The organism is Rhizobium sp. Leaf311, from assembly GCF_001423445.1.
Classification (GTDB): domain Bacteria; phylum Pseudomonadota; class Alphaproteobacteria; order Rhizobiales; family Rhizobiaceae; genus Agrobacterium.
The window spans coordinates 798,246-823,283 of record NZ_LMNZ01000001.1 but is presented as its reverse complement, the minus strand read 5'-3'; the positions used below and the strand labels follow the sequence as shown (position 1 = coordinate 823,283).

At 58.2% G+C, this 25,038-nt stretch carries 21 protein-coding genes; 13 read left to right on the top strand and 8 right to left on the bottom strand.

The genetic code is table 11. The features are described 5' to 3' along the window. Position 1: 1 nt before the first annotated feature. The 5 genes from ASF69_RS03845 to ASF69_RS03825 all read left to right on the top strand — a co-directional run bounded on the left by ASF69_RS03845 (position 2) and on the right by ASF69_RS03825 (position 4,335). Positions 2–952, top strand: coding sequence for a protease modulator HflC (locus tag ASF69_RS03845; RefSeq protein WP_062585410.1), 951 nt, complete (start codon positions 2–4; stop codon positions 950–952). A gap of 133 nt (positions 953–1,085) precedes the next feature. After that, on the top strand, positions 1,086–1,415 hold the full coding sequence (locus ASF69_RS03840) for a DHCW motif cupin fold protein (protein ID WP_062585680.1): 330 nt from the start codon (positions 1,086–1,088) through the stop codon (positions 1,413–1,415). A 164-nt stretch (positions 1,416–1,579) separates the two neighbouring features. Then, positions 1,580–3,136, top strand: coding sequence for a Do family serine endopeptidase (locus ASF69_RS03835; RefSeq protein ID WP_062585408.1), 1,557 nt, complete (start codon positions 1,580–1,582; stop codon positions 3,134–3,136). A gap of 235 nt (positions 3,137–3,371) precedes the next feature. Further along, complete coding sequence (locus ASF69_RS03830; protein WP_062585405.1) at positions 3,372–3,584, top strand: ribbon-helix-helix domain-containing protein; 213 nt, start codon at positions 3,372–3,374, stop codon at positions 3,582–3,584. A 13-nt stretch (positions 3,585–3,597) separates the two neighbouring features. Further along, positions 3,598–4,335, top strand: a complete 738-nt coding sequence (locus tag ASF69_RS03825; RefSeq protein ID WP_062585403.1) for a dienelactone hydrolase family protein — start codon at positions 3,598–3,600, stop codon at positions 4,333–4,335. A 61-nt stretch (positions 4,336–4,396) separates the two neighbouring features. On the opposite strand, the gene ASF69_RS03820 is transcribed toward ASF69_RS03825, so the two are convergent. The 4 genes from ASF69_RS03820 to ASF69_RS03805 all read right to left on the bottom strand — a co-directional run bounded on the left by ASF69_RS03820 (position 4,397) and on the right by ASF69_RS03805 (position 13,986). Beyond that, entirely contained in the window at positions 4,397–8,059 is a 3,663-nt protein-coding gene (locus ASF69_RS03820; protein WP_062585401.1) for an AsmA family protein, read from the bottom strand. 87 nt (positions 8,060–8,146) lie between these two features. Further along, a complete protein-coding gene (locus ASF69_RS03815) occupies positions 8,147–9,565 on the bottom strand; it encodes an FAD-linked oxidase C-terminal domain-containing protein (RefSeq protein WP_062585399.1) in 1,419 nt (472 codons plus the stop codon). Positions 9,566–9,685: 120 nt separating this feature from the next. After that, positions 9,686–12,838 (bottom strand): efflux RND transporter permease subunit, encoded by a 3,153-nt coding sequence (locus tag ASF69_RS03810; protein WP_062585397.1) that lies wholly within the window; start codon positions 12,836–12,838, stop codon positions 9,686–9,688. Beyond that, a complete protein-coding gene (locus ASF69_RS03805; RefSeq protein ID WP_062585395.1) occupies positions 12,835–13,986 on the bottom strand; it encodes an efflux RND transporter periplasmic adaptor subunit in 1,152 nt (383 codons plus the stop codon). The genes ASF69_RS03810 and ASF69_RS03805 overlap by 4 nt, the downstream gene beginning before the upstream one ends. Before the next feature lie 247 nt (positions 13,987–14,233). On the opposite strand from ASF69_RS03805, the gene ASF69_RS03800 reads away from it, so the two are divergent. From ASF69_RS03800 to ASF69_RS03790, 3 genes are all read left to right on the top strand, one after another. After that, positions 14,234–14,647 (top strand): carboxymuconolactone decarboxylase family protein, encoded by a 414-nt coding sequence (locus tag ASF69_RS03800; RefSeq protein ID WP_062585394.1) that lies wholly within the window; start codon positions 14,234–14,236, stop codon positions 14,645–14,647. A 94-nt stretch (positions 14,648–14,741) separates the two neighbouring features. Continuing rightward, entirely contained in the window at positions 14,742–17,213 is a 2,472-nt protein-coding gene (locus ASF69_RS03795) for a UvrD-helicase domain-containing protein (RefSeq protein ID WP_062585678.1), read from the top strand. A gap of 116 nt (positions 17,214–17,329) precedes the next feature. Then, positions 17,330–18,205 (top strand): glycosyltransferase family 25 protein, encoded by an 876-nt coding sequence (locus ASF69_RS03790; RefSeq protein WP_082469611.1) that lies wholly within the window; start codon positions 17,330–17,332, stop codon positions 18,203–18,205. Here the strand turns inward: ASF69_RS03790 and ASF69_RS23725 are convergent. After that, positions 18,180–18,305 carry a hypothetical protein gene (locus ASF69_RS23725; RefSeq protein WP_280136375.1) on the bottom strand — a complete coding sequence of 42 codons (126 nt, stop codon included), beginning with the start codon at positions 18,303–18,305 and terminating at the stop codon, positions 18,180–18,182. The two genes, ASF69_RS03790 and ASF69_RS23725, sit on opposite strands and share 26 nt — an antisense overlap. A gap of 142 nt (positions 18,306–18,447) precedes the next feature. On the opposite strand from ASF69_RS23725, the gene ASF69_RS03780 reads away from it, so the two are divergent. After that, positions 18,448–18,933, top strand: coding sequence for a DMT family transporter (locus tag ASF69_RS03780; RefSeq protein ID WP_062585676.1), 486 nt, complete (start codon positions 18,448–18,450; stop codon positions 18,931–18,933). Then, the gene (locus ASF69_RS03775; protein WP_062585389.1) at positions 18,930–19,352 is read left to right on the top strand and encodes a DMT family transporter; all 423 of its coding nucleotides are present in this window, start codon (positions 18,930–18,932) and stop codon (positions 19,350–19,352) included. Before ASF69_RS03780 ends, ASF69_RS03775 begins: the two co-directional genes overlap by 4 nt. 6 nt (positions 19,353–19,358) lie before the next feature. On the opposite strand, the gene ASF69_RS03770 is transcribed toward ASF69_RS03775, so the two are convergent. Further along, a complete protein-coding gene (locus ASF69_RS03770; RefSeq protein ID WP_062585387.1) occupies positions 19,359–20,642 on the bottom strand; it encodes a DUF2778 domain-containing protein in 1,284 nt (427 codons plus the stop codon). Between the two features lie 438 nt (positions 20,643–21,080). On the opposite strand from ASF69_RS03770, the gene pncA reads away from it, so the two are divergent. After that, positions 21,081–21,707, top strand: a complete 627-nt coding sequence (gene pncA, locus ASF69_RS03765; protein ID WP_062585385.1) for a bifunctional nicotinamidase/pyrazinamidase — start codon at positions 21,081–21,083, stop codon at positions 21,705–21,707. Between the two features lie 12 nt (positions 21,708–21,719). Here pncA and ASF69_RS03760 read toward each other — a convergent pair whose 3' ends face one another. After that, positions 21,720–21,971 carry a DUF2164 family protein gene (locus ASF69_RS03760; protein WP_062585383.1) on the bottom strand — a complete coding sequence of 84 codons (252 nt, stop codon included), beginning with the start codon at positions 21,969–21,971 and terminating at the stop codon, positions 21,720–21,722. Positions 21,972–22,101: 130 nt separating this feature from the next. On the opposite strand from ASF69_RS03760, the gene ASF69_RS03755 reads away from it, so the two are divergent. Together ASF69_RS03755 and ASF69_RS03750 are read left to right on the top strand one after the other, a co-directional pair. After that, positions 22,102–22,821 carry an AzlC family ABC transporter permease gene (locus tag ASF69_RS03755; RefSeq protein ID WP_062585381.1) on the top strand — a complete coding sequence of 240 codons (720 nt, stop codon included), beginning with the start codon at positions 22,102–22,104 and terminating at the stop codon, positions 22,819–22,821. After that, positions 22,821–23,135 (top strand): AzlD family protein, encoded by a 315-nt coding sequence (locus tag ASF69_RS03750; protein ID WP_082469610.1) that lies wholly within the window; start codon positions 22,821–22,823, stop codon positions 23,133–23,135. The genes ASF69_RS03755 and ASF69_RS03750 overlap by 1 nt, the downstream gene beginning before the upstream one ends. Here the strand turns inward: ASF69_RS03750 and ASF69_RS03745 are convergent. Continuing rightward, positions 23,125–24,960: an aminopeptidase P family protein gene (locus ASF69_RS03745; RefSeq protein WP_062585378.1), complete on the bottom strand. Its 1,836-nt coding sequence runs from the start codon at positions 24,958–24,960 to the stop codon at positions 23,125–23,127. The two genes, ASF69_RS03750 and ASF69_RS03745, sit on opposite strands and share 11 nt — an antisense overlap. Positions 24,961–25,038: the final 78 nt, after the last annotated feature.

Sequence of the window (25,038 nt, the reverse complement as noted above, 5' to 3'; positions counted from 1 at the left end):
TATGGGTAATCGTCTAACCGCTATCCTCGTCGGCCTCGCCGTCATCCTGTTCTTCGTCTATTCCTCGTTCTTCGTGGTCAATGAGCGGCAACAGGCAATCGTTGTGCGCTTCGGTCAGATCCAGGATGTGAAGACCGAGCCTGGCCTCTATTTCAAGCTGCCATTCGCATTCATGGACGCCGACCGCGTCCAGTATGTCGAAAACCGCGCTCTGCGTTTCGACCATGACAACATCCGCGTTCAGGTATCTGGCGGCAAGTTCTATGAAGTCGATGCCTTCGTGGTCTACCGCATTACAGATGCCCGCCGCTTCCGCCAGACAGTGTCAGGCGATCAGTTGTCTGCCGAAATGCGTCTTCGCACCCGCCTCGACGCCTCTCTGCGCCGGGTCTACGGTCTGCGTGGCTTCGAATCGGCCCTGTCTGACGCACGCGCGTCCATGATGCAGGAAGTTCGGGACGATCTGCGTCCTGATGCGGAATCGCTTGGTGTGAGCATTGTCGACGTTCGCATCCGTAGAACGGATCTCACGCAGGAAGTCTCGCAGCAGACCTTCGAACGCATGAAGTCGGAACGTCTGGCGGAAGCCGAACTCATCCGCGCTCGCGGTAATGAAGAAGGCCAGCGTCGCCGCGCCATTGCGGATCGCCAGGTCGTCGAGTTCGAATCCGACGCGCGTCGTCAGTCCGAAGTGCTGCGCGGTGAAGGCGATGCCGAGCGCAACCGCATCTTCGGTGAAGCCTTCCAGCGCGACCCAAGCTTCTTCGAGTTCTACCGCTCGATGGGTGCTTATGCCAGCGCGTTGAACGGGAATGGCACGACGCTGGTGCTTTCACCAGATTCGACCTTCTTCCGGTATTTCAACAATATCGAAGGTACGCTGACGCAGCCGTCTGCACAGCCACCAGCACCGGCAACCGCGCCTGCGGCACCGGCAGCACCTGCGAACTGATTTCGCATACATCATGAACAGAAAGGGGCCGGTGGAAACATCGGCCCCTTTTCCGTTTCGATGCTTTTTCCGCTGGGCAAGGACAGGCCGGTCGCGCCATAAGGGATCGACTTGAGAAACACCGGGGATGACGTTGAATATACAAGACATTGCCTTTGGCATTACGGACTGGTCGCAAATCGAGGAAACAGAACATGCGGGGGTAACGGGGAAGGCCATGTGGCGCACACGCCACTTCGGCAATATCCGTGTGCGCATGGTGGAGTATACGCCCGGATATCTGGCCGATCACTGGTGCAGCAAGGGTCATATTCTTCTCTGCCTTGAAGGCGAATTGCACACCGAGCTGGAAGATGGCCGGACATTTCTCTTAAAAGCGGGCATGAGCTACCAGGTGGCAGACAATGCAGAACCGCACCGCTCCTCGACTGCCACGGGGGCAAAATTGTTTATTGTGGATTGAGGCGAAACTCTTGCGTGGCAACCACTTTCATATACGCCTTTGATTGCAGTGGATGAGCAATGGATTCGCGGCTATTCACGAAAAGGTATTTTTACACTTCATCATTCCGCCTTATGCTTGGCTATTAAGCTAGCTCCAGGTTTTGCAAGATGCGAGGACGCTGTATGCCCGTTACCACTCTGTCGCCACTCCGCAGCGGCATTGCCGCCGTGGCGGGATTTGCCTTGATAGCAGGCGCAATCACCGTTCCCGGCAGCGCAATGGCGCAAACGAACGGTCCGGCATCCGTGGCAGATCTGGCTGCGCCCCTGCTGGATGCGGTGGTGAACATCTCCACCTCGCAGAGCGTGAAATCCGAGGGCAAGGGCCCCACCCCGCCACGCATTCCCGAGGGCTCTCCTTTCCAGGAGTTCTTCAAGGACTACTTCGATAACCAGACACCGGAAAGCGGCGGCAAGGTCAGCTCGCTCGGTTCCGGTTTCGTCATCGATCCCGCAGGCTATGTGGTGACCAACAATCACGTCATCGAAGGCGCCGACGATATCGAAGTCATTTTTCCAAACGGCAACAAGCTCAAGGCCAAGCTGGTCGGCACGGATACGAAGACCGACCTTTCCGTATTGAAAGTCGAGCCCAAGACACCGCTCAAGGCCGTAAAGTTCGGTGACTCGCGCGCCATGCGCATCGGTGACTGGGTCATGGCCATCGGCAACCCGTTCGGGCTTGGCGGCTCCTTGAGCGTCGGTGTCGTTTCGGCGCGGGGCCGCAATATCAATGCCGGTCCCTATGACAATTTCATCCAGACCGATGCCGCTATTAATAAAGGCAATTCCGGTGGCCCCCTGTTCAACATGAAGGGCGAAGTGATCGGCATCAATACCGCCATCATCTCGCCAAGCGGCGGCTCGATCGGTATCGGTTTTTCCGTTCCGACCGAACTTGCACAGAACATCGTTCAGCAGTTGATCGAATTCGGCGAGACCCGACGCGGCTGGCTCGGCGTGCGCGTGCAGCCCGTAACTGAAGACATCGCCGCAAGCCTCGGCATGGAGACGGCGCGCGGCGCGCTGATTTCCGGCGTCGTCAAAGGCGGCCCTGTCGAAAACGGACCGATCCAGCCCGGCGACGTCGTCTTGACTTTCGATGGCAAGAACATCCAGGAAATGCGTGATCTTCCTCGCGTCGTGGCCGAAAGCCCTGTCGGCAAGGAAGTCGACGTTGTAGTCTTGCGCGACGGCAAGGAGCAGACACTCAAAGTCAAGCTCGGCCAGTTGCAGGATACGGCAGAAGATCAGCAGCCCGGTGCCACCAATGAAGAAGCGACGCCGGATGATGGCGATGGCGAAGGCAACGAAATGACCGTTCCCGATGACAAGGACGGCGATCAGACGCAGCAACAGGCGCCGGAGCAGCGCGAGGCACCCCAAACCGTGCTTGGCATGAACCTCGTTGCGTTGACGGACGAGCTGCGCAGTGAAAAGGGCATTGCCGAAAGCGTCGAAGGCGTTTTCGTTGCCAGTGTCGAGGCAGGCTCACCCGCCGAACAGAAGGGCGTGAAAGCTGGAGACGTTATCGTTGAGGTCGGCCAAGACTTCATGGAGGTTCCCGGCGATGTGATGGTGCGTGTAAACGGCCTGAAATCCGCAGGGCGCAAGAATGCCCACATAATGGTAGCCGACGCACAGGGCAATCTGCGCTTCGTTGCAGTGCCTCTCGAATAAAAACAAACAGGCAAGGCGTTCAAATATCGCCTTGCCCTCTGGCGAGGTATGTCCAGCGCTCCCCGCCACAGCTGTTCATGAAGAACAATCACAAGATGACGAGAGCGCGGAACTTCCGTTCCACACAGGACGTTATTGCACGCCACCGGAATGAAACGATTTCAAAATCATAAGCTTACGCGCGGAATGTGAATCGGCTTGGCAGCGCGTTGAATCAGTTTGGAAAGCCACAAATTTGATCCGCAAGCACTCCACCACACTTCACGGTCACCGCACGAGCATCTCACTTGAGGACGCGTTCTGGGACGAGCTTCGCACCATCGCGGAAAAACGAAAAATGAGTTTTGCCGCCCTTCTCGCCGAGATCGACGATAACCGCAGCGAAGACAGCAACCTCTCTTCCGCATTGCGCGTCTATGTTTTAAATTGGTTGAAAAGCCAATCGTAGAAGCGGACCTACAATGAAAACCTGGCCACTGGTTGCGCTGGCTCTCCTCATTTCCGGCGCAGCAAAGGCTGATGCTCGCGAAGCATTCAACGTCAACATGGGCGCAGACATAGTTCCTGTGGACGCCTTTGCCCGCAAGCAAGAAACAGGACGACCAGCAGTCATTATTCTCAGCGGCAGCAGGGGGTTTAAACCTCTGGCCTATGATAACATTGCCGCCTCCCTTGTGGACGCTGGTCTCGACGTCTATCTTGCCCATCTCCTATCGCGGGACGATCTCAAGTCCATCCAGGCTGCAAAAGACAGCCGCGCCCGCATTGCCTATTATGAAAAGCGGCGGCACGTCTGGCTAGCAAGGCTCGCAGGCGTCGTTCACCACATTCGGCATCAGGAACATCACGCAAAGACGGGCCTCCTCGGGATTTCGCTGGGCGCTGAGACCGCTGCAATTGCGATATCGGAGGGACTGTCCGTGGACGCAGCGGTGCTGGTCGCTGGTGTGCCCTCAGCAAACATTCGGTTCTCGAAGCAGACACCGCCCTTGCATCTCATGTGGGGCACCGCAGACAGCGTCTATCCTCTGCCGAAAGCACAGCGATTTGTGACGCTCGCAAAAGATGCGGACGCGCTTGCCTCGATCAATCTTTACGAAGGCGCAAGGCATGACTTCTTTTTAAAACCGGACAGCGTTGACGCTCGCAACGCCTACACGGACGCGGGCCGTTTTCTGATGGGGAAGCTTGGACACTGAGGGCCGAACGGGAAGCATACGGCTCTGCTTCCTAGACAGAGCCGCCAGACATCGTGCAGGTCTAGCGGATGTTTTCTTCTGTCGGTGGCACGGTCAGCGTGGGCGTCTGCGGTCTGGCTTGATTGTCCTGCTGGCGTTGCAGCCTGTCCTGCTCGGCTTTCTCCGCCTGAAGACGCTCCTGCGCCAGGTTTCGGAGGCGTTCCTCCTCCTGCCTGCGCGCTTCCTCAGCAGCCTTCTGGCGCTCCAATGCGGCCTGACGTTCAGCCGCCGCGAAGCGATAAAGCGCGACTTCGCGGCGCAGGCGCTGCTTTTCCATGATGCTGGCCTGAAGCGCTTCTACACGGCGGCGTTCGCGCTCGAAGGCACGCAGGGAGAGATAGCCGGTCAGCCCCGAGACATCGGTGGTCAATGCGGGCTGCGCAAGTGGTCCGGTGTAATTCAGGGTAATGGTTGGCTCGGCACCGGCGAGCTCTTCGTTTCCCGCATTGTAGCGAAGCTCGATGCCGCCCGTTAGCGTCTGGTCAGCAATGTCCAGCAGGAGGTTGCCATCGAATGCCAGCTGAGGCGTTGCTGCGGCAACGTTCTGCATACGCAGACTGCCGTCATTGATGGTGAAGGGCATCGCCACCTCGCCCAGCGGAACCTCGCCCTTCCACAGCTGCGCATCGACCAAAGGCCGTATCTTGGCCGCATCGATAGTGCCCTGAAGCGCATTCGCAGCCTCAAGCCACGGCTGGAATGCAGCCTGGTTCAATCCACGCAGAACAAGCCCGCCCGTGCGGATCTGGCCGGAGCCACCGGCGTTGGACAACAATTCGGCAACGCTCTTGCCGGTCGCCTCCGCGCTCAGATCAATGGCGAAGCGTCCGCTTGCAACCGGTGTTTCGCCGCTTTTCCACATCACGCTTTCCGGGTTTGCGCCGGAAACGGCGATTTTTGTGCGGAATATGCCCGCGCCATCGCCGGTTGCCATGGACAAGCGGCCTGAGACCTTGCCACCCATCCAGTCGCCCGTCATGTCATCCAGCGACAGTGTTCCGTTGGCGTGATTGAAGACGAAAGACAGACCGTTAACATCGCCAAAAGTGCCGGTCTGGAACGTCGCCGCCTTGATTGCGAGCGACGCATCGAGTTTCGGGAACGCTGGAAGAGACACAGGCTTTGCGCTGAGAGCACCGGATTCCGGGTCGATGACCGGACCATAAATCGTGTCACCCAGCCATGCGAGATCGACAGTATTCAGGGCAAGGTCGCCGGTCACCTTGTAGGGCGCTACCCTCAAAACAGAGAGATTCCCGGAAAAGCCATTGCCGCCAGCCTGGCCAGCAAGCGCCGACACCGTCGCCTTGTCCTTGTCGACCGAAAGCTTGCCATTGACCTTTGTCGACATGCCACCGCCCAACTGCGGCAGCCCGACGGCATTCATGATGAGATAGGGCTCGATGTCGGCGCTTTCGAGCGCAACATCGGCGCTGCCCTGTCCAAAGCTTTCGGACGCCAGCGAAAAGCTGCCATTGGCGGAAAAATGCGTTCTTTCCGTTGAAAACCGGAAGTCCGTCGACACAGGCGATCCGAGCGTGCCGTTCAGCTTGACCGAAAGAAGGCCCTCTCCATCGGCATCGAAGGGGAGAGGATCAAGCCCGGCCTGACCGAAAAGGATGGCAGTGGATTGGTTCTTCAGAACAGCTTCGAGAGTGAGCGCCGTGTCGTCCGAGTCGGAAAGTACATCCGGCATCTTGGCAACGGCAGAAACGCGGCTGCCATTGATGGTGCCGGATACGGCCGCATTGGCGCCGCCGTTGTTCTTGTCGACAGAAAGGTCAACGGCAATATCGGAATTCGCGTACCAGGGCGCGCTGCGCACCAGCCGGTCGATGAGCGGGTGGTGCGGCAACTTCTGCTTCAGGAGATCAAGAAGCGGCTGCATGTCGACAGCGTGGAGATTGAAGGTGCCCTTGCCTGCGAAGTCCTGAACTGTGCCCTTCAACTGGCCCTTTGCCCGCAGCTCGGCACCGGCAATGTCGCCCGCCGTCAGGCTATCGAGCGTAACCACGCCATTGGCCATGGAAAAGGCGGTATCGACACGATTGGCGGTTACCCCAGCCATGTTGAAGCGGTCCGCCTTGAACTTGGCAGTGATGCGATGGTCCAGCACGCTGCTGCCAACCTGATCGCCAAGCACCAGCCCGCCAAGCGCCCGCAGCGCATCGAGATCGATTTCATCGCCGGACAGGTCGATGTCGATGCTGGCACCCTTGTCTTCTGCCTGCCGTGCAAGGCGGCCGCGAAGCGAGGCCTGGCCGATGGCAAGCTCAAGATTTTCAAAGCGCTGGCTTTTGGTTGTCAGCGAAACTGTCGAGGAAAAACCTGCGGCATTCAGCTGCCGGATGGCCGGGTCAACCGTCCCCGACAACCAGTTGGCAAGGCCCGATGGCTGATTGGAAGCAACCAGAAGATCGCCATTGAAAGCCGGGCCGCCCGTCAGCGTCAAAGCGCCCTTGGCCTCCAGCTGGGTACGACCGGGAAGCACGGCAACGGCGTTCTCAACCTGCCAACCGGCACCGTTGGGGCGCACATCGAGCCTGATATCGCGGATTGTCGTGTCGTCGGAGACCAGCGCTGGAAGGCGGATACTGGCTTTGCCTGGAACCTGCGGCACCGGAATACGGGCAATCAGGCTCGCAAAGGCTTCAATGCGCTGGCGAACCGGAACGGTGGGCACGCGCGATGTCTTGCCGGTCTGCACCGGCGCGGGCGCAAAGCGATTGAAATCAATCTGCTGGCCATCGGCCGTCAGCAGAAATTCAGGAGCCGTCCCGGTATCGAGGGTTGCCTCGCCGGTGATGATATAGGGGTTCTCGACGCCGCCAAGTTCCATGCGATAGCTGGGAACGCGGACCCGCCCGTTCGTCAGCTCAAAGCTGCCGCGCGTGCGTGGTGCGGAGAAATTGGATTGGGCCGTCTGCTGCTTCTGCTTTTCGTCCTGACGGAAATTGAAGGTGAAGGAGCCGCTGTAGACGGGGCGTCCTTCGGTAGCGGCGATGGCACCGTCTAGATCGATTTCGACAGGGTGTTCATCCGGCAGCATACGCAGGCGAAGTCCCATGCGCCCGACTGTGGGATCAGGTTCACCGCTGGAAAGCGAAAACGAGCCTGCATGACCATCGACCGCCGCCCTGCCCTCGGCCCGCCATGGGCCCGCCAGAGACTTGGCAGACATCTCTGCGTTCAGCCCGGTCACCACGCGATTGCGGCCAGACTGTTCGTCGATGAAATCGATCTGCCCGCCTGCGATGCTGACATTTTCAAGAACGACTGTTTTTGCCGGAATGACCGCACGGCTGCCACGCGTCCAGTCCAGCGTACCGTCCTTCAACAGCCGAATGCGGGCCTTCGGCTCTTCGATACGCATGTCGAAGATCCGCGCCTCGCCGGAAAGAAACGGCGCCAGTTCCGCATCCATGGAAAAGCGGGCGACCTGAATTTGCGGCGAGCCATCGGCATCCATTCCCGCGCGCACATCATGCAACGTAACAGACGGGAAAGGCAGAAGCCTTGCTTCAACCCGGCCATGCACGACGACCTTCTTGCCAAGAATACGGCTAGCTTGATCCTCGAAGTCGCGGCGAAAGTCAGTCCAGTCGATGAAATAGGGGATGAGAAGCGCCGCAAACAACGCCACGACCAGCAGTCCGCCCAGAAATACCAATATGCGTCCGAGCACGACCCGACGTCTCCCTTAACTAACGATGAAAACTAACTCTTTTTGCTGCCAGAGCAAGCACCATTTCCGCCTTTTTAGCCCGACTGGTCACACCGGATCAAAGCGAAAAAGCTTGCCTGGATTAAAGATATTATCGGGATCGAGTGACCGCTTGATGGCAATCATCACATCCAGGGCATTGCCCGCCTCCTCTGCGAGAAAGCTCATCTTGCCTTGTCCAATGCCATGCTCACCCGTACAGGTTCCATCCATAGAAATGGCCCGCCTGTTCAACCTCGCCACAAAGGCTTCGGTATCGGCCACGCTGCGGGCATCCTTGCCATCAAACAAGACAAGCACGTGGAAGTTCCCGTCACCCGCATGGCCGACGATGGGGGCCAGCATCCTGTTGTCGATAATGTCCTGCTGCGTTTCCGTCACGCACTCCGCAAAGCGCGAAATCGGCACGCAGACATCGGTCGAAAGCGCGTCGAGATGCGGTGCAAGCGCCTTGGATGCCCAATAGGCATCGTGGCGCGCCTTCCACAACTTTGCTCGTTCCTGGGCGTCGCCCGTCCAGCGGAACTCGCCGCCACCGCATTCCTGCACGATCTCGGCAAACTGCCGGGATTGCAGCGCCGTCGTTTCCTCGGTGCCATGAAACTCCAGAAACAGCGTCGGCTTTTCCTCATAGGCAAGACCGGAATAGGCGTTGCAAGCCCTGATCTGAACCTCATCGAGCAATTCTATCCGCGCAACCGGAACGCCCATCTGCACGGTCATGATGACCGCATCACATGCCTGCTTTATTGTATCGAAGGTGCACACGCCGCCCGCGATTTTCTCAGGTATACCCTGAAGCCGCAGCGTGACAGACGTGATGACGCCGAGCGTGCCTTCCGAGCCGACGAAAAGCCGCGTCAGATCATAGCCGGCGGAAGATTTGCGTGCCCGCCGTCCGGTCAGGATTTCCTCGCCCTTGGCCGTCACGACTGTCAGCGCCAGCACATTATCCTTCATGGTGCCGTAGCGTACCGCATTGGTGCCCGAAGCGCGGGTTGCCGCCATGCCGCCGATGGATGCATTGGCGCCGGGATCTATGGGGAAGAATAGGCCGGTATCACGCAGATAGGTGTTCAGCTGCTCACGCGTCACACCCGGCTCAACCGTCACATCCAGATCTTCGGCATTGACGGAGATGATGCGGTTCATCCGCGTAAAATCAATGGAAATGCCGCCGCTGGGCGCATTGACCTGCCCCTCGAGCGAGGAGCCGACACCGAAGGGAATGATGGGCACCTTGTGCTGCGCGCAGGCTTTTACAACGGTTTTGACGTCATCGGAGCTTTCGGCAAACACGACGCCATCGGGCAGCTGCGTGGTGAGATAGGTCGTGGTGTGCGCGTGCTGCTCACGGAAAGACTGTCCGGTCTGGAGCTTTTCGCCGAGCTGCTGGCGCAGCAGGTCCAACACGGCCAGAATGCCCGCCTCGTTTCTTGGGCCCGCGATCACATCCTTCAACGCCATGTATTTCTCCCACGCAATGCAAAACCGGACTCACCTTTTACGGCAAGCCCGGTTGGTATGTGACAGCAGACTGTGTTTGTCCAGCATTCCTGCGGATGACCGCTTTTTCGCGCTGTAGGCTTACTCCGCTGCCAGCAGTGGCTTGTCTTCTTCAATCGCGCGGCGGCGAATGGCGGTTTCCAGCTCGCGATGCAACCGGACTTCGGCATCCGCCTGCGGCTTGGCAAAGCGGGCAATCAGCAGGTAGGAGACCGGCGTGATGTAGAGCGTGACAAGCGTTGCAAAGCCAAGGCCACCCACGATTACCCAGCCGAGCGCAATACGTGCTTCCGCACCCGCCCCCTGCGCCATGACCAGCGGCACACCGCCCAGGATCGTGGCGATCATCGTCATCATGACAGGGCGAAGACGGATGGTGCAGGCCTTCTCGATGGCTTCGCGCACCGTGGCTCCCTGATCGCGCAGATGGTTGGCAAATTCCACGATGAGAATGCCGTTCTTGGCCATGACGCCCACCAGAAGCACAAGTCCGATCTGACTGTAGACGTTGAGGCTCGATCCGGTTGCCAGCAGTGCGATGACAGCGCAGGCCAGCCCCAGCGGCACGGTAGACATGATGATGACGGAACTCAGCACACTTTCGAACTGGGCCGCAAGCACGAGAAAGATGATGGCAATCGCAAAGCCGAAGGTCAGCAGCATCCCGCTTAAATTTTCCTGCAATGTCGCAGCTTCGCCCAGCGGCAAAAGACGCGCACCGGCCGGCATGATCGACGATGCAAGCTCGTCTACCTTGGCAACAGCATCGCCAAGCGAAACACCTTCCCTCAGGTTTGCAGTAAAGCCGACCGATGGCAATTGTTGTTCGCGGTTGAGCTGCGGTGCGACGGCGGTCTCTTTCAAAGTGGCGATGACGGACATCGGCACCATGCGTCCATCTTTTGCTTTCAGGAAGATGTTTTCAAGATCGGTCGGGTCGTTGATTGGCCGTGTCGAAGACAGGAGCCTGACGGGAACGGCGTCACCATCGACAAAGACATCCAGAACGGAGCGTCCTTCCAGCAGGGACTGCATGGCCTGGGAGAGGCCCGTAATGTCGATGCCAAGGTCGGATGCGCGTTCACGGTTGATGGAGACCGACAATTGCGCCTGATTGGGCTCGTTGTCGAAGCGGGGCGTATCGAACAGCCCGCTTTCTTCCATCGCGAGCAACAGTTTCTGCGTGGACTCTGTCAGTGCCTGATAGTTGGAGCCAATCATAGCCATGCTGAGGCCATTACCTGCCCCGCGGATGCGCAGGCTGTTGGGCTGCGAGGCGGTGGCGCGAAGACCGGGCACCGTCTGCGCGGCGGCGTTGATATCCTGCGCAATCTGATTCTGCGTTCGTTCGCGATCAGCCCAAGGTGCCAGGGTCAGCACCACGAAACCGGTATTGGAAGAACCGTTCATTCCAGTAATGGAATAAATATTCTGGATCTCTCCGCTGTCGCGCAGCGGCTGCAGGTTTTCCTCGATGCGCTGCAGCTGATCGCGCGTATATTCCAGACTGACGCCCTGAGGTGCGGTCACGCGCATCATGACGGAGGACCGATCTTCGCGCGGTGTCAGCTCGTTCTGAACCATGCCGAAAGCGATCCATGACATGCCCGCAAAGACCAGCGCGACCATGACCACAATCAACGGGTTGTTGAGACAGGCGGAAAGGGTCGATTTGTAGGTGGATGCAAAGACATTGCCGAGCCAGGCAAGAGGCCCCGTCTGTTCCTTGGTAGCGTTCTTGAGCATACGCGATGCCAGCATCGGACAGAGCGTGAGCGCCACAATGGAAGACAGTCCCACGGCAAATGCGAGCACGAAGCCGAATTCGCGGAACAGGCCGCCCAGCTGGCCGGGAAGGAAAGAAAGCGGGATAAACACAGCAGCAAGCGTGGCTGTCGTTGCGATAACCGCGAAGAAAACCTCCTGCGTGCCCAGAACGGCGGCGGCGCGCGGGCCCATGCCTTCGGAGCGACGGCGCACGATGTTTTCCAGAACCACGATGGCATCATCCACCACCAGACCGGTGGCGAGAACGATGGCAAGCAGCGTGAGAATATTGACCGAGAAACCGACCATATAGATGGCCACGATGGTGCCGATGAGCGCAACCGGCATAGTGATGGCCGGAATGAGTGTGGCACGCCAATCGCGGAAGAAAAGATAGAGGACCACGACGACGATGAGCGCCGAAAGACCAAGCGCAAGCTCGACCTCGTGCAACGCGCCCTCGATGAACACCGCATCATCGCTGGTAATAACGATACGGGTGTTTTCGGGCAGGTTCGGCACCATCGCAGCAACGGCTGCCTTCACGCCCGTCGAAATGTTGAGTGTGTTGGATTGCGCCTGACGGATAACACCAAGACCCACGCCCTGAACCCCGTTGGAGCGCAGCGACGTGGTCTCGTCATTGGCACCGAGCATGACACTGGCAACATCGCGCAGACGCACACGGTCCTTCACGATGAGGTTTTCAAACTCGGCGGGCGTCGTCAGATTGGCGGTGGCACGCACGACGATGTCCTGCGTCGAGCTTTTGAGCGACCCTGCGGGAACATCGAGCGCGGCAGTCGACAGCGCATTGGAAACATCCGTTACCGTCAGGCCACGGCTTGCCAGCGCACCCTGATCGAGATCGATGCGGAACACCTTTTCCTGATCGCCGTAGAGTTCCACATCGGCAACGCCATCCACGGCGGCCAGACGGTCGATCACCTCGTCGTCAACCAGCTTGGTCAGGTCTTCCATGCTGAGGCTGGACGAGGTGACGGCGAGACGCATGATAGGCTGGCTATCGGAGTCGGCCTTGATGATCTGCGGTTCATCCGCATCATCAGGCATCTGGTTTGTGATACGGCCAATCGCATCTCTCACATCGTTCGAGGCAACCGCGATGTCGACGCTGTCATTAAATTCCATCGTCACGCGGCTTGTGCCGAATTGCGATGCCGAGGATATGGACTTGACGCCGCTGACGCGCGCGACGGCACCCTCGATAGTCTGGGTTACTTCCTGATCGATGGTTTGCGGCGATGCACCGTCATAGGTGGTGCGAACGGTGATGACGGGCCGGTCGACGTCAGGCAATTCACGCACATCAACGCCAACAAGGGCTGCCAAACCGGCAACGACCAGAAGCGTATTGATGACCGCAGCCAGAATGGGACGGCGCACGAAAAGAGCGGTAAAGGCCAGCTTGGAATCGTTACCGGCAGGAGGTGTCTGTGCTGTCATCGGCTGGCAACCTCTGGCGTCTTCTGCTGGCCCGCCGTGCGAACGGCACCGCCTTCGCGCACGCGCTGCAGGCCTTCGATCACGACAGGCTCGCCTTGCGCAAGTTCGGCCTTGACGAGCACTGAGTCCGGATTGCGCTGAACCACCTGGACACGGACCTTATGGGACTTGTCATCCTTGACGCGCCAGACATACGAGCCCTCGGCATCCCACTGTACCGCCAAGGGATCGACAGAAGGGTAATTTTCACCTGTGAAAGCCATGGTCACGGCAAAGGACATGCCTGCGCGCAACTCATCATTGGCGTTGTCGAAGACAGCCCGGACGCGGACGGTTCGGCTCGCCTCGTCCACGCGGTTATCGACTGCCTCGACCTTGCCGCTGAATGTCTCGCCAGGACGCGAAATCGACGTCGCTTCGACTGGCATTCCAAGCTTGATGGCGGTGGTGAAACGCTCCGGCGCCCAGAAATTCACGAGAATCTTCGAGCGATCGTCAATGCTGACGATGCTGGTCTGCGTTGTTGCGTTATCGCCAATGTTGATTGCGACAATGCCGGCAATGCCATCGATGGGAGCCACGATATCACGGCGCTTGAGATTGAGTTCTGCCGTGCTGAGCGCAAGCTTTGCAGATTCTTCGGCAATCTGCGCGTCCAGAACGTCGAGACGCGCGACAGACCTCAGATTTCTGTAGGAGGTCGATTTCTCGACGGCACTTTTCAGCGCAACCTGGGCCTTCTCACGCTCGATGACCTGTTCATCGTCATCCAGCCGCGCAAGCACATCGCCCTTCTTCACGGTCTGACCGGATGAGACGAGGATTTCCGAAATAAGGCCTGAAGCCTGCGGCGTGACCACCACGGACTGGATCGCCTCACCGTTACCAATGGCGTTCATGCGGTCGTTGACGGTGCCGGATTTGACGTTTGCAAGGGAAACCAGCGTTGCGCTGTTGCCTCGGCCACCGCCCTGCCCGCCGCGCGGCGCCGCTGCGCCTGCTCCAGATGCGGCAACTGCTGGCTTTTCGGCGCTGATGAGACCGGCTTTTGCAAGCAGAGTTCTACCATCCTGTGAGGTATAAGCCCACAGACAGGCACCTGCGCCCACAATAGCAAGACTGACACCAACCTGCTTCCAAACCTGCATACACATCTCCGAATGAACAGCGCAACCGCTGCGTTAAAGTAAGATACAGCCGCTTTATGGATTGGCCGGCAGTATGTTAGCCGAGCTAGAACAACGCAACGCACAAATCCGTTTCTTACATATTTGTAATTTGCGACGTTTTTCTAAAAACCGGCAAACATAATGTCACATCAGCCTCACGCGAGACTGTTGCCAGCATGATCCGCTTATGATCCAGTCTCGAGAGACAGGCCGAGGAGGAGCAATCATGAGCACCGTTGCAAAGCCGGACAATCCGGAAGCAGACCCACGCGTCAAGGGAGTTTTCGACGACATTCGTGCCACCAGAAAATCCGATTTCATCAACAATATGTGGCTCTATCTCGCCTTTGATCCCGACCTTCTGGAGAAGACGTGGGCAGAGGTCAAAAGCGTCATGGCGACACCATCCGCATTGGACCCGCTGGTCAAGGAGATGATCTATATTGCCGTGTCGGTGACCAACGCCTGCTCCTATTGCGCCCATTCACATACGGCTGCGGCAAAGGCCAAGGGCATGACGGGCGAACAACATGCCGACTTGATGCGGGTCATTGCACTGGCCGGCAAGACCAACCAGCTCGCCACAGCGCTGCAACTTCCCGTCGATGCCGCTTTCGATGAGGATGACAAGTCAGCATAGAAATGCCTTGGAATAGGCGTTTTGACGGTTAATACCGGAATAAAAGCAGAACACGGTTCTGGCCTTTCCGCCCCGAATCACTACATTGGGCCGCATGAGTAACAGTTTCGACGATATGCCGTTCTTCGATGAGGAACCTTCCGAGCCTCGCCGCCAGCCGGCTGCCCCTCCCGCTGAGGGCGGCCTGGGCATTGCCGCGCGTGCGATGGCGGCACGCGACCAGTCTCGTTCTGCGCCTGATTATCTGGCCGGGCTGAACCCCGAGCAGCGCGAAGCCGTCGAGACACTTGAAGGTCCAGTCCTTGTCCTTGCCGGCGCCGGAACTGGCAAGACGCGCGTGCTGACCACCCGTATCGCTCATATTCTTGCAACTGGCCGCGTCTATCCCAGCCAGATCCTGGCTGTGACCTTCACCAACAAGGCCGCTCGCGAAATGAAGGAACGTATCGGCGTTCTCGTGGGCGGTGCGGTTGAAGGAATGCCATGGCTCGGCACGTTCCACTCCATCGGTGTCAAGCTGTTGCGCAGGCACGCCGAGTTGATGGGACTGAAGTCGGATTTCACCATTCTCGACATGGACGACGTGGTGCGGCTAATTAAGCAGCTAATCCAAGCGGAAGGTCTGGATGATAAACGCTGGCCCGCCAAGCAGTTCGCTGGAATGATCGATGGCTGGAAGAACAAGGGGCTCACCCCATCCGAAATTCCAGAAGGCGACAGTCGTGCCTTTGCCAATGGCAAGGGGCGCGAGCTCTATGCCGCCTATCAGGCACGTCTGAAGACGCTGAATGCCTGCGACTTCGGCGACCTGTTGCTGCACCCGATCACCATTTTCCGCAAGCACCCGGATATTCTCAAGGAGTATCACCAGAAGTTCCGCTATATTCTGGTGGACGAGTATCAGGACACCAATACCTGCCAATATATGTGGCTGCGGCTCCTGGCACAGCGCCCCAAGGGCGAGCCGCAAAATGTCTGCTGCGTTGGCGATGACGACCAGTCGATCTATGGCTGGCGTGGAGCCGAGGTCGATAACATCCTGCGGTTCGACAAGGATTTTCCGGGCGCTAAAGTCATCAAGCTGGAGCGCAATTATCGCTCCACAGAACATATTCTCGGCGCTGCTGGCCACCTGATCGCCCATAATGAAGGTCGCCTCGGCAAGACGCTGTTTACCGACCGTGTTGATCCGAATGACGAAAAAGTCGTCGTTCACGCAGCCTGGGATTCGGAAGAGGAAGCCCGCGCCGTCGGTGAAGAAATCGAGCAGTTGCAGCGGATCAAGCATCCGCTCAACAACATGGCTATTCTCGTGCGCGCGTCTTTCCAGATGCGTGAGTTCGAAGATCGCTTCGTCACACTTGGCCTGAACTACCGCGTCATTGGCGGACCGCGATTCTATGAGCGGCTCGAAATACGCGATGCCATGGCCTATTTTCGTCTCGTCTGCCAACCGGCGGACGATCTGGCCTTCGAACGTATCGTCAATACGCCCAAGCGCGGCCTTGGCGACACGACGGTTCGCAACCTGCATGATTACGCACGTGCACGCGACATTCCCATGCTCGCAGCCGCAGCCGACATCGTTGAAACGGACGAGCTGAAGCCTAAAGCACGCAAGGCATTGTTTGATGTGGTGCAGGATTTCCGGCGCTGGCAGAACCTCTTGGAGAACACCGAACATACGGTGCTGGCCGAGCAGATTCTTGACGAAAGCGGCTATACCGCCATGTGGCAGGCCGACAAATCCGCCGAAGCACCGGGCCGCCTGGAAAACCTCAAGGAACTCGTGCGCTCCATGGAGTCCTTTGAAAGCATGCGCGGCTTTCTGGAACATGTCGCGCTGGTGATGGACGCCGAACAGAACGAAGAGCTGGATGCGGTTTCGATCATGACACTGCACTCGGCAAAAGGGCTGGAGTTCGAAACCGTATTTCTTCCCGGCTGGGAGGAAGGCCTGTTTCCCCATCAACGCTCGCTTGATGAGGGCGGTCGCTCCGGGCTGGAAGAAGAACGCCGCCTTGCCTATGTCGGCATTACCCGCGCAAAACGCCGGTGCCATATCTGGTTCGTCTCCAACCGCCGTATCCACGGGCTGTGGCAATCCACCCTGCCCTCCCGCTTCCTCGATGAGTTGCCGCCTTCCCACGTGGAAGTGTCGGCTTCGGAAAGCAATTATGGTGGCTATGGCGGGCGCGGCGGTTATGGCCAATCCCGTTTCGACAAGGCCGACCCCTTCACCAACACCTATTCCACCCCGGGGTGGAAGCGCGCCCAGGCCAACAAGTCAGACGCCACACGCGACAATTGGGGTACGCGATCAGGACATTCGGTCGAGCGGATTGGTTATGGCGAAAGCGGACCAAAGACCCGCACCATCGATGGTGAACTGGTTGCGAAGTCTGTTGCCGATACGCCTTCCAAATACAATATCGGCGACCGCGTCTTCCATATCAAATTCGGGAACGGCAATGTGGCAAGTGTCGAAGGCAACAAGCTGACCATCGACTTCGACCGTGCCGGTCAGAAAAAAGTCCTGGATGGATTTGTCGAGCCTGTCGGCTGAACAACCGTTTCTCCAGCGCAACACATTGCGGGAAATTTTTCGCCGATACAACTTGATGTTTCCTCGTCCCGGTGACCTGTGCCATACACGTCGCGACACCGTATCTGGGGATTTCTGTGCACTTATTGAAAGCATCAAACGCTCGTCTCGACGTATATCTGATCAATCTGGACCGGGCTGAAACGCGACGCGATGCGATGCTTTCGAAACTGGCTGCGACGGGCCTTTCAGCGCAACGCATCGCTGCTATCGATGGCAAACTGCTGTCATTTCCGTCACCAAATTTCTGCGCATTGTCTTATGGCGCCCTCCACGGCCGCCGCACCTGCCCGCCGGAAGTCGGCTGTTATCTCAGCCATGTCGAATGCGCTAAGACCTTTCTGAAGGGGGATGCCGATTTTGCGCTTATCCTGGAAGACGACGTCATATTCGCAGATGACTTCCTGCAAACAATCGATGACGCCATCTGTCATGCGCAGGACTGGGATATTCTGCGGCTGACGACCGTCAACCGGGGCCGAAAGTTTCCTTTCAAAACCATTTCACCAGACCGGCAGCTGGCCATCGCGTTGACACGGGAGAAAGGCGCAGGCGCTTATATCATCAACAGAAAGGCCGCAGACTGGATTGCGAACAGATTGCTGCCGATGCGGCTTGCCTATGATATCGCCTATGATCTTGAGTTTTTCACTGGTCTGAGGGCCGCGTTCGTTTATCCGATCTGCGCCACTCAGGACGCCTATCTGGAGCACGAAAGCCAGATACAGATCGATATCCGCAACTACCGCCTGCCACGCTGGCGGTACCTGACGGTATTGCCCTACCGCGCATTTCTTGAAACATCGCGGTTCATCTGCCGCAGCGCACTGCTCGGCTTTTACAAAGTGAAATACGGAGTGCTGTCGGCAGGCAGTGATCGCGAGGCTAAAGCGCAGCCGCAGGTCAGTGAAGACGAGCTATCGGACACTACACCTGGGTCTCGCCTGGTGTGAAGCCTATGAGGTAAATGGCGGCCACGATGATGGCGAGGACAAAAATGGAGATGACGAAAAGCGTCATGCGGTTCAGAGGTTTGCGGGTCGTTTTCTTCATGGCCCAATAACCGTCCAACCGGTTTTTGGTTCCGATAAAATGGCATGACCTTTGGCTCATGATTGCCTTTTTGTCGGAAATCAATTTCGTTCCAAAGCCATATGGGCTAGTGCTGCCTCGCTTCCTCAATTTTTGGCCTCACATGAAAAAAAATCCATCGACGAGCCTCAATCCGCTTCACCTTGCTGCGGCATTTGCAAGCGGTTGCCTTCTGACACTCATGGTGCATTTCAACGGTATGCTCGCGCATTTCGGTAGCGCCCTGTTTTCCTCCTGGACGGCACATGGCACAGGCACCGTCGCCGCACTCATCTATCTTGCACTTCTTTATAGAAAGCCAAAAAGTGCGGATGTGGCGCCCAAACCAAAGGCACCGTTCTGGGCCTATTGCGGCGGCGTTATCGGTGCAGCCATCGTGATGCTCACCTCCACCGCCGTCAACTCGCCACTTGCGCTCTCCGGTACGCTTGCTCTTGGCCTTGGCGGACAGGTCATATTCAGCCTCGCTGCAGATGCCTGGGGCCTGTTTGGCTTGCCGAAACGCCGGCCGGATGGCCGCGATATGACCGCCATCGCCCTTATTCTCACGGGCAGCGCGCTCATCATCCTGGTCGGGAGAACCGCATGACCCTCTGGATTGCAATGGCGTTTCTGGGCGGCGTACTCGTTTCTCTCAGCCGGCAGGTCAACGGGCGGCTCAGCCTGTCCAACTCGCCCCTGATCGCATCGCTGTGGAACCACCTTGTCGGCTTTGTCGTGCTGACGATCCTCGGACTTCTGGTTGGCGGCCTGCTGCCATCAGGCGCAGCGGATGCGCCTTGGTACGCCTATATCGGCGGACCGATCGGGGTGATTTTCATCGCTTCCGGCAGCTGGCTGATCCCGCGCATCGGTGCCGTCAATACGGCACTTCTGGTCATCAGCGGCCAGATGGTGTCCGGAGTGGTGCTCGACCTTTTCAGCGACCAGCCACCGAAGCTCTGGGCAAGTGCTCTCGGCGTTCTGCTGATCCTTGGCGGAATGCTGCTGACGCAGCGCCGAAAATAGGCGGGATCAGGAGTCCGTACCGCGCCCGGACAACATGCCGAACAGGGTCTTGCCGCCACTCTTCGTGCCGCCAGCCGTCATGGCAGGCCGACCGGAAAGCTTGGGAACAACGACGATACGCTTGACTTCTCCGCGCTTGAAGGCGGCCAGGAAGCGTGGGTAATCCTTGAAGACCACGCAGCCGTTGGATTCGCCACGCCGGGCCAGCATGTAGGTATGCGCAAGCAGACCATCGCGGCCATGCGGCTTGATTCCGCTTTCAGGCGTCAGACGGATCGCTTCAACGCCATGGAAGAGCGATTCGCGCATGGTCAGCTTGTAGCTGGATGGCGGAGTAGCGCCGCGCATCTTGACGTGCACGAAATCCGGATTGTCGCGCATCTTGCCGATGCCCGAATGTGCTTCCAGCTTTTCACCGCTTGGCATGTGAACGACGCCTGCCGAAATATCGTAGATTGCCGTGCCATTGCCCCGGTCAGGCCATGGAACCGCGTCCATTTTGGTTTCCCGCATCGGATTGTCGGGACGCGCAAATGCCACCATCGTGTTGGTCGCAGGCGCTTGCGGCGGTGCCGGGCGGGTGGGCACCTGTGCCGGGATAGCGGCAAGCTGCTTTTCAGAAGATGAGGGATTGCCAGGGCGGGGTGTCGGCTCGACGTCCACTGCCCGTGCGATCTGTGGCCGGAAGCTTGGCAGCGGAACGGTTTCGGGCAGAAGATCTATTTCATCGTCAGTGGTGGTCTGCGGTTTGCCGAGCGCCACTTCAAATGCCGGATGCTCGCGCGCCTGCGTTTCCAGCATTGCCAGTTCGGGATTGTCAGCCGAACGTCCAAGAGCGGAATCGACAATGGCAGATGGGCGCAAAGCGGCCAAGGCCTCGATCGTCGCCTTCTCATGGGCGTTGATGGCAGCAGTTGCTCCGAATCGCTCGGTGAAAGCCTTGGCGCCAATGTGATGCTCGGCAGCAAGCCGCATGGCTTTCTGGCTACCGGCATGGCCACCTTCGGAAAGGCGGGAGAATTTGCGGATATGGACATTGCGCCCAGTAGCGTCGACGGCCCCCTGCTCCAGCCTTGCCAGGTTGGAGACCAGCATCGTTTCGAACCGTCCGGTGCCGTGAGAGGCCTGCGCCATGCCATGCAGCGAAGCAAAGGCCGTCACCGCACAGATGCTCGCCAGAACCCCGCCGCCAAGCATGGCGGAAAGGCCTGAGATGCCGAAGCTCTTTGGTTTTCTGGTAAGGGACGCGCCGATGCGCGCATCTCTATAGGCCACGACTGATGACGCCATGATACTCGTTACTCGAACCGTTTACGCAAAACCGGGCATGACCGGCTACCGTGTTGATGCAAAGAGCACCGCGCCTTGCTTGCGCTGGTCCTCTGGCTGACTGGTTCAAAGCATGACGAATTATGGTAACCAAAGTCTTTACAAGTCCCCTGAAAACGCAGTTCTTTCAAGCTTGCATGTTTCTCTGCAACAGCACCGGGCGCCACACGTAACGATGTTACACAGGAGATCCGGAATGAGCGCTGTTTGAGATTCGATTTGGATGCTGAATGATTCTCCCCATCGACACCGCTCCCCTAAATGCCGACTTTGCCGAAATTTGGCTACAAATGCGGCGGTGTTACGGCAGATGAGAAGCTGCAGCAACGATCTCGATCCTTTCCCCTTGATCCATCGTCGCTCGCTTGGCATCCTGTCACGATGACTGGAGGAAGCATCATGAAGGCATTGTTGTTGGTCGATATCCAGAACGGGTTCTGCCCGGGCGGAAACCTGCCAGTACCGGATGGCGACAAGATCGTCCCCATTGCCAACGCGCTGATAGACAATGGCGGATACGACCTCATCGTCGCCTCGCAGGATTGGCACCCTGCCGATCATGGCAGCTTTGCTTCACGGCATCCCGGGAAAAAGCCTTTCGAAATGGGCGAACTCTCCGGAAAACCGCAAGTCCTTTGGCCGGATCACTGCGTGCAGGAAACCGCGGATGCCGATTTTCATCCCGACCTGAATGTGCAGGCTTTCGACTATGTGCAGCAAAAAGGTGAGAACGCAGCTGTCGACAGCTATTCCGCCTTCCGCGACAATGACCACCTCGCAACGACAGGGCTTGGCGAGTATCTTCAGCGGCAGGGGGTGACAGATCTGGATGTCTGCGGCTTGGCCACCGACTATTGCGTCAGCTTTTCCGTGCTGGATGCGATGGAGATGCTGCCCAGCGTCAAGGTTCGCTTCATCGAGGACGCAAGCCGTGGCATCGACCCGGAGGGTATCAGAAACGCTATCTCGCTTATGCGCGCAAAGGGCGCAGGCATCGTCAACAGCACCGACATATTGAGCGATTGATTCGAAGCCGCGTTACCGGCGCGGAATTGAACGTTCCAGCAGATCGATATCGGCAGCGGCATATTCCATACGTTGCAGCACCGCCTCATGGGCGTCACGCAGACCCTTGTTGTAAAAGACCGGGCCTATCACCTCCGCCAGATGGTCAACCAGAATTTCGACCTGAAGCGCGCCGATCTCGACATCAAGCTCCTGGGTAAGATAATGGCGCAATGCCAGAACCATATCGGTCTTTTGCTGTTTTTCCAGCTTCAGATCCTTCATTCAATGCCCCCCTGTTTCGCTGTGATCGTAATCCATGGTTCAACGGAATCAATCCGATCTATTCCAGCAATTCGTTTGTCATTGCGCAATTGTGGCGCTAGGAGCAGGAGAAATTCGGAGCCACTAACATATGTCAGTTTCCACATTCCGGTCAGGCGTCAAACGCGGGCTACCCGTCACTCTTTCCGTCATTCCGTTCGGCGCATTGTTTGGCGCTGTTGCGATCGATAACGGCCTGACAATTGCCGAAGCCGTCTTGATGAGCGGCACGCTCTATGCAGGGGCAAGCCAGCTTGTCGGCATCGAGCTGTTCAACCAGAACCTGCCTGCCTGGCTCGTTATCCTGTCCATCTTTGCGGTCAATTTCCGCCACGTGCTCTATTCCGCAGCCATGGTGCGCATTGTGCCGGATTGGTCGGTCGCCAAAAAGGCGGTCGGCTTCTTTTTCATGGTCGATCCGCAATTTGCCGAAGCCGTGCGGGAAAAGGAAATGCACGGAAAGGTCGGCTTTGCCTGGTACATGGGTTATGCGCTGATCGTTTATACCGGCTGGATGATTTCCACCGTCGCCGGGGCTTCACTCGGCAATCTCATCGGTGATCCCAAGGCGGCCGGGTTTGATGTGCTATTGCCCGTCTATTTCATGGGAATGGTCATGGGCTTTCGAAAACGCGGAAATTTCTACCCCGTCATGCTTGCCAGTGCCATCGGGGCAATCGCCGCATTCCACTTCGTCGGCTCGCCCTGGCATGTCAGCATAGGCGCGATGACGGGCATCCTGCTTGCTGTCATTCTGCCACCTGCCCGGCCAGAAACCGAAGTGACGGAAGCTTCCGGGGAGCACGCATGATGGACGCGCTTTTCGATCCGCAGACCCTCTTCATTATCATCGCCGGCGCTGTCGCCACCTATCTTACCCGTGTTGGTGGCTATGTGCTTATGGTGCGCATGAAGACCATCCCGCCCCGTGTCGAGGCCGGGCTGAACGCCGTCCCCGTCGCGGTTCTGACCACGCTTGTTGCGCCCGCTTTCTTCGAGGGCGGCTATGAGGTCAAGCTGGCAATGGTGTTTGCGCTTGTCATTGGCCTGCGCTTTCCCGGCCTGATCATGCTCATATCAGGCTGGGCGCTTGTTGTGGCCATGCGCTATTTCTCTATCGCGTAAGGCTTTCCGTTGCAGCGGTCAGCCACCGCTGCACGTCGGCGTCAGAAATCAATGGCATCAGCTTCTCCCGCACGGTGGCGTGATAGGCATTGAGCCACTGCAACTCTTCATCCGTCAAAAGAGAAACGACGATCAAGCGCCAATCAATGGGGCACCATGTCAGGGTCTCGAACGACAGCATGGGCTGATCGCCGCCATCGATGGCTTCTGCCTCACGCACATAGATCAGGTTTTCAATGCGGATGCCGAATTCGCCGGGGCGGTAGTAGCCGGGCTCGTTGGAAAGGATCATGCCGGGCAGGATTTCCTGCTGGGAAACGCGTGAAATCCGCTGCGGCCCCTCATGCACGGAAAGGTAGGAACCAACGCCGTGACCCGTCCCGTGTCCGTAGTCGGCACCTGCTTTCCACAAGGCGATACGGGCAAGCGGGTCGAGGTCGCAGCCGCGTGTGCCCTTCGGGAAACGGGCCGCGCTGATGGCGATTACGCCCTTCAGCACAAGGGTGAAGAACCGCTTCTGTTTTTCCGGGACATTGCCGATGGCAACGGTGCGGGTGATATCAGTGGTTCCATTGACATATTGCGCGCCGGAATCGACCAGAAACATCTCGCCGTCACCAAGGGTGCGATCGCTGTCGGTCGTGACCCGATAGTGAATGATGGCGGCATTGGGCCCTGCACCGGAAATCGTATCGAAGGAAATATCCCTGAGCGGGTTCTGCATCGCCTGCCCCACCCGCGCACGTGTCGCTTCCAGAGCCTTTACCGCGGCAATCTCGGTGACGCTGCCGGGTGCCTGAGCATCCAGCCATGCCAGGTACTCCACCATCGCGGCACCGTCCTGAACATGCGCGGCGGCAGAACCATCAAGCTCCGCCTTGTTCTTGCAGGCGCGCGGCAGCTTTACGGGATCGGCAGCTTCGATCACCTCACCGCCCGCTTCGACAATGGAAAGCGTCAACGCGACCGGTGTCACATCGACATCGGCAAGCACACGGCCTGCGGCGCTGGCAATGGCATGCAGCCGCGCCTCTATGTCCTCAGGCGGCAATTGGGTGGCGAGTTGCGAAAGATAGGCCTTCACCTCGTCGCCGGTCTTGCGTTCATCGAGAAACAGATCTGCCTTGCCATCGGCATAGATAATGGCGCGCGCCAGCGGATGCGGCGTATGCGGTACATCATTGCCACGAATATTGAATATCCATGCGATAGAAGATGGATCGGTAATCAGGACCGCATTGGCCTGTCGCGCGGCAACGATCTCCCCGATCGTCGCAATCTTGAGCTGGGCAGGCGTTCCGGTAACATGATCCGGCTGGATGCTGACGGGCTCCATGGGCTCTTGAGGACGATTCTGCCAGAGGGGATCCAACGGATTGCTCTCAAGAAGAACGACCGAGCCGCTTTTCTCGGCAAGGGCCTTTTCCAGCCGCTTCAGCTCTGCACCCGTGTGCAGCCATGGATCGATACCCAGGCGGAAGCCCTCAGGCGCATTGTCCGATAGCCATTTTGCCGGAGGAGCACCCACCAGATCACCACCGGTAAAGACCGACTGGTCCACCTGCGACGCCAACTGTGTGGTGTAACGACCATCGACGAAGACGATCGCTTGCGTGCGGGTGACGAGAACAATCCCCGCAGAACCGGTAAAGCCGGTCAGCCAAGACAGCCGCTCGGCACATTCGGGAACATATTCGCCCTGATACTCGTCAGCGCGGGGCACCAGAAAGCCGTCAATGCCAAGCGCATCGAATGTTGCGCGCAGGGCCTCGACGCGGGCCTTGCCAAATTGCGGAGTGGACTTGTTATCGAATGACTGGAACATGAACTGCTTTCCGAATGCTGATTTCGGTGCAGACCATAAGCATGCGAACAAAAACTGTGAAGCGATTTTCGGTTAGAT